This window comes from Fusibacter sp., assembly GCF_057447755.1.
The window spans coordinates 1-3,807 of sequence record NZ_JBVBZF010000333.1; the positions used below are offsets into that span (position 1 = coordinate 1).

Genomic DNA, 3,807 nt, shown 5'->3' on the forward strand with positions numbered 1-3,807 from the left:
GCAAGTTTGATCAATGTTGCAATTATTGGCTTTATTAATATTTACCTTATGCACAGGTATCGCCTGAAGATCAATGGTGTTCTAATAGCAGCATTTTTCACTTTGATTGGTTTCTCATTTTTCGGTAAAAACATTTATAATATCATGCCCATATACATTGGCGGTTATTTGTATACCAAATATCAAAAGATTTCATTTAAGGACATTATTGTAGTCATTATGTTTGGCACGGCATTGGCACCTATGATAAGTGAAATCAGCTTTTCTGGTATTATGCCTCCCTTCTTTGCACTTGTAACTGCATTTGTTGTTGGAATATTCATAGGCTTTGTAATTGTGCCCTTATCTTCTCATATGTTAAAATTTCATGATGGCTATAACCTTTATAATATCGGTTTCACGTCAGGCATTATTGGGACAGTGCTAACAAGTGTCTTAAGAAGCTTTGGGATTACAGTGGCACCTGTGAGTATCATATCGACAGAGAATTACGGCATTTTGATTTTGCTGGTTGTCAGCATCCTTTTAGGACTCATGGTTGCCGGGATCTATATCAACAAAAATGCCTTGTTAAAATTGCCTGATGTCTTAAAATATAAAGGGCGATTAATCACAGATTTTACCCATCTAGTAGGCTATGGGACCACTTTTGTAAACATGTCCTTGCTAGGGATTTTGAGCCTAAGTTATGTCTTGATCATAGGGGGTGTTGTCAATGGGCCTGTTTTAGCAGGGATTTTTACTGTGATAGGCTTTGGCGCTTTTGGTAAGCACCTTAAAAATGCATTGCCTGTTGCACTTGGCGTTATTGTAACAGCAGTCTTATTCGGTTATGATTTAAGTTCAACAGGTATTATAATTTCAGTATTGTTTTCCACAACACTGGCACCTATTGCTGGTACTTATGGCCCCCTTATGGGATTTGTTGCAGGTATGATTCATATGGTCCTCGTCACCAATGTCGGCGTTATACATGGGGGGATAAACCTCTATAACAATGGCTTCTCGGGTGGTATCGTAGCTGGCGTTTTAATTCCTGTGGTGGATGCATTTAGAAAGGAGTAAAATATGCAACATGAAGTGAAAAAAGTAGCCTTGATTATCAATGAGATCATCACGATGGAGTTATTGGATGGGGCTGAGGATATTGATGTTAATATAAAAAGAGAGGGTGGCCTTTCCAAGGTGCATATCATCTACCACAACTGTGGCTACACCAGCCAGTTTATTGAAAAAATCAACTACAATTTAAATACTCAAAGACAGAATGAAGTTGAGGGATACTATTGGCAACTGGCAGGGGATGACAATAACGGAGATGAGCTCTACTTGGTTGGGGCAATGATAGATGACGCTCAAGTGGAGCTCATAAATAAGGACCTCCACATTAGATTTACCAGAAAGAAGTAATTCGGCAAATATTGATATTAAAATTGGGTATGAATACATTTAAACATCAAGCGCTTAAGGTGTTTCTTTAAAAATAATCCTAATACTGAGGTCATCATATGTTTACAAGAAAAACAAAAGCCAAAGGCAAAGCCTATAATTCATCGTCTTTAAATCGAATTATATTGATGATGGTCACTGGTGCGATACTGATTCAAGGCATGATTTGGTTAGTGGACAGTATCTACCTATTCAAGTCTAAAATTGAAGATGTTAAGGAAATTCAGACCGACTACATCAAGGCGGAGCTTAAGGAGCGTGTGGCCTCTGTTATAGATTATTCTAATTATAGGAGTCTTGAAACGGAGACTTTTTTAAGAGAGACCTTACATAGCAGGACCTACGAAGCTTATGCTTTGATGCAGAATATATATGAAAATAATAAAGCGACTAAATCCAAAGAAGAAATTACAAATATGATCAAGGATGCCTTGCGTGAGATAAGGTTCAATGAAGGACGTGGCTATTATTTTATTGATACTCTAGAGGGTGATGTTATCCTATATCCGGTTTACTCTGAGAGCGAGGGACTCAACCTAATTGATCTCCAAGATGACGATGGCAACTATGTAATGCAGGATGAAATCCAGCTGGTCCAAACGTCTGGAGAGGGGTATATCGAAGGATTTTGGAAGAATCCAAACGCAGGGGATGACAAAACCTACAAGAAGATTACCTTTGTAAAGAAGTTTGAACCCTACGGATGGTATCTAGGGTGTGGCGATTATTTGGATGAGATTACAAAAGACATCCAAAAGGAAATTTTAGCATATGTGGACAGCATCCAATATGGTGAAGACAATGAGCAATATGTGTTTTTACATGACTACAAGGGTGTAGAACTTGCAAATGGTGTTTATCCTGAACTTGTGGGAAATAATTACTATGAACTAGAGGACATTAACGGCGCAAAGGTATATCAAGAGCAGATAAAACTGTGTGTTGAGTCAGGTGGCGGTTATTTAACCCATTATTGGCCCAATGCAGATGGACGAGGTTTTTATAAAAAGTTGACCTATGTGGCACCTCTTCCCAAGTGGAACTGGGTAATTGGAACAGGCCTTGATGTATCTGACTTAGAACTCATGATTTACAACAGAGAAATGGCGCTCAGACAATTTATTTGGCAAAGGGTATTGATCATCTTAGGGGTATTAACCTTGCTTGTGATTGCTTCAATGTTCTATGTAAGAGGCCTCATGGCTAAGATTAAAAAGAATTTCAGCGTATTCAGAGACTACATGATTTCAGCGAGAATGAAACTTATCAAAATAGATGTGGATGCACTGGACTATGTGGATTTTTCTGAACTTGCAGAAGTGACCAATTCCATGACGGAAAGAATTAATCAACTCTTGCATTATGATGAGTTAACAGGAATTTTTAATAGAAGGTATATTATGGATACCTTTGACAAGGTCTTGCAAAAATCACCAAAAGAAACGGGAATCATCGTATTTGACATCGATTATTTTAAAAAAGTAAACGATCAATTTGGCCATGAGGTTGGAGACCAGACCTTGTTAATCATCGCATCTACCATTAAAGATAATCTACCTCAAGAGGCATTTGTCGGTAGGTTTGGAGGAGAGGAGTTTATAGTTGTCCTTCCCAAAGTATCCATAGAAAAAACCGTCCAGGTGGCAGAAGAAATTCGTAAAAGCATTGAAAACCTTGAAATAGAGCCATTACAAGGAAATGTGACCATCAGTGGTGGTGTGGCTCATTCAAGTCAGTGGGAAAAGGATGACCTGTTCAAGCAGGCCGATAAAAAACTCTATCAGGCAAAAGAATTAGGGCGTAATCGGATTGAATATTAGTTAAAATTAAGGAGGCGAGGAATGTGACCATGAAAACAGCAAAAGTTTTCACTTGGATAGGTCTGTTGGCAATGACTGGGGGCCTTTTAAACGGTTTTATGAATGGCGATTTCTTTGTAGATGGCCAAAAACTCTTTGATAATCCATGGGGAATCATGTCTTTGATCGATTTATATGTAGGCTTTACACTTTTCTCCTTATGGATATTTCACAGAGAACAGAAAAAATCATTTGCTGTGATGTGGACGGTTCTAATGATGATCCTTGGCTTCTTTACAGCCTGTATATATGTTTTGATTACCCTCTATACGAGCAATGACAACTGGAATCAATTCTTCCATGGTGACAAAAAAGTGTGATTATATCAAAAATATTTCCATAGAGGACTAATAAAATTTGCGACTTGAAAACAAGTCGCTTTTTTTTATATAGATTTTTAGTTATCATCCAGCTCAGAGCAAGAATGTTCAACTTGCGAAGAGCGGTCGTAGGTCTCAATCGTAGATAATAGGACCTGCTATGTCCATTCAATATGCTA

4 protein-coding genes are annotated in these 3,807 nt (G+C 38.0%); all 4 read left to right on the forward strand.

Going from position 1 to position 3,807, the window contains the following annotated elements:
* The coding region (locus AC220I_RS19610; RefSeq protein ID WP_486725557.1) for a DUF1576 domain-containing protein at positions 1 to 1,065 on the forward strand (1,065 nt) is incomplete at its 5' end.
* 3 nt (positions 1,066 to 1,068) lie between these two features.
* Positions 1,069 to 1,410 (forward strand): hypothetical protein, encoded by a 342-nt coding sequence (locus AC220I_RS19615; RefSeq protein WP_486725558.1) that lies wholly within the window; start codon positions 1,069 to 1,071, stop codon positions 1,408 to 1,410.
* Between the two features lie 98 nt (positions 1,411 to 1,508).
* Positions 1,509 to 3,269: a sensor domain-containing diguanylate cyclase gene (locus AC220I_RS19620; RefSeq protein ID WP_486725559.1), complete on the forward strand. Its 1,761-nt coding sequence runs from the start codon at positions 1,509 to 1,511 to the stop codon at positions 3,267 to 3,269.
* Positions 3,270 to 3,298: 29 nt separating this feature from the next.
* Positions 3,299 to 3,628, forward strand: coding sequence for a DUF1475 family protein (locus AC220I_RS19625; RefSeq protein WP_486725560.1), 330 nt, complete (start codon positions 3,299 to 3,301; stop codon positions 3,626 to 3,628).
* Positions 3,629 to 3,807: the final 179 nt, after the last annotated feature.

Excerpts from the sequence above, each read along its gene's own strand:
- AC220I_RS19615 (WP_486725558.1), top strand. The coding sequence starts at position 1,069 with ATGCAACATGAAGTGAAAAAAGTAGCCTTGATTATCAATGAGATCATC.
- AC220I_RS19620 (WP_486725559.1), top strand. The coding sequence starts at position 1,509 with ATGTTTACAAGAAAAACAAAAGCCAAAGGCAAAGCCTATAATTCATCG.
- AC220I_RS19625 (WP_486725560.1), top strand. The coding sequence starts at position 3,299 with ATGAAAACAGCAAAAGTTTTCACTTGGATAGGTCTGTTGGCAATGACT.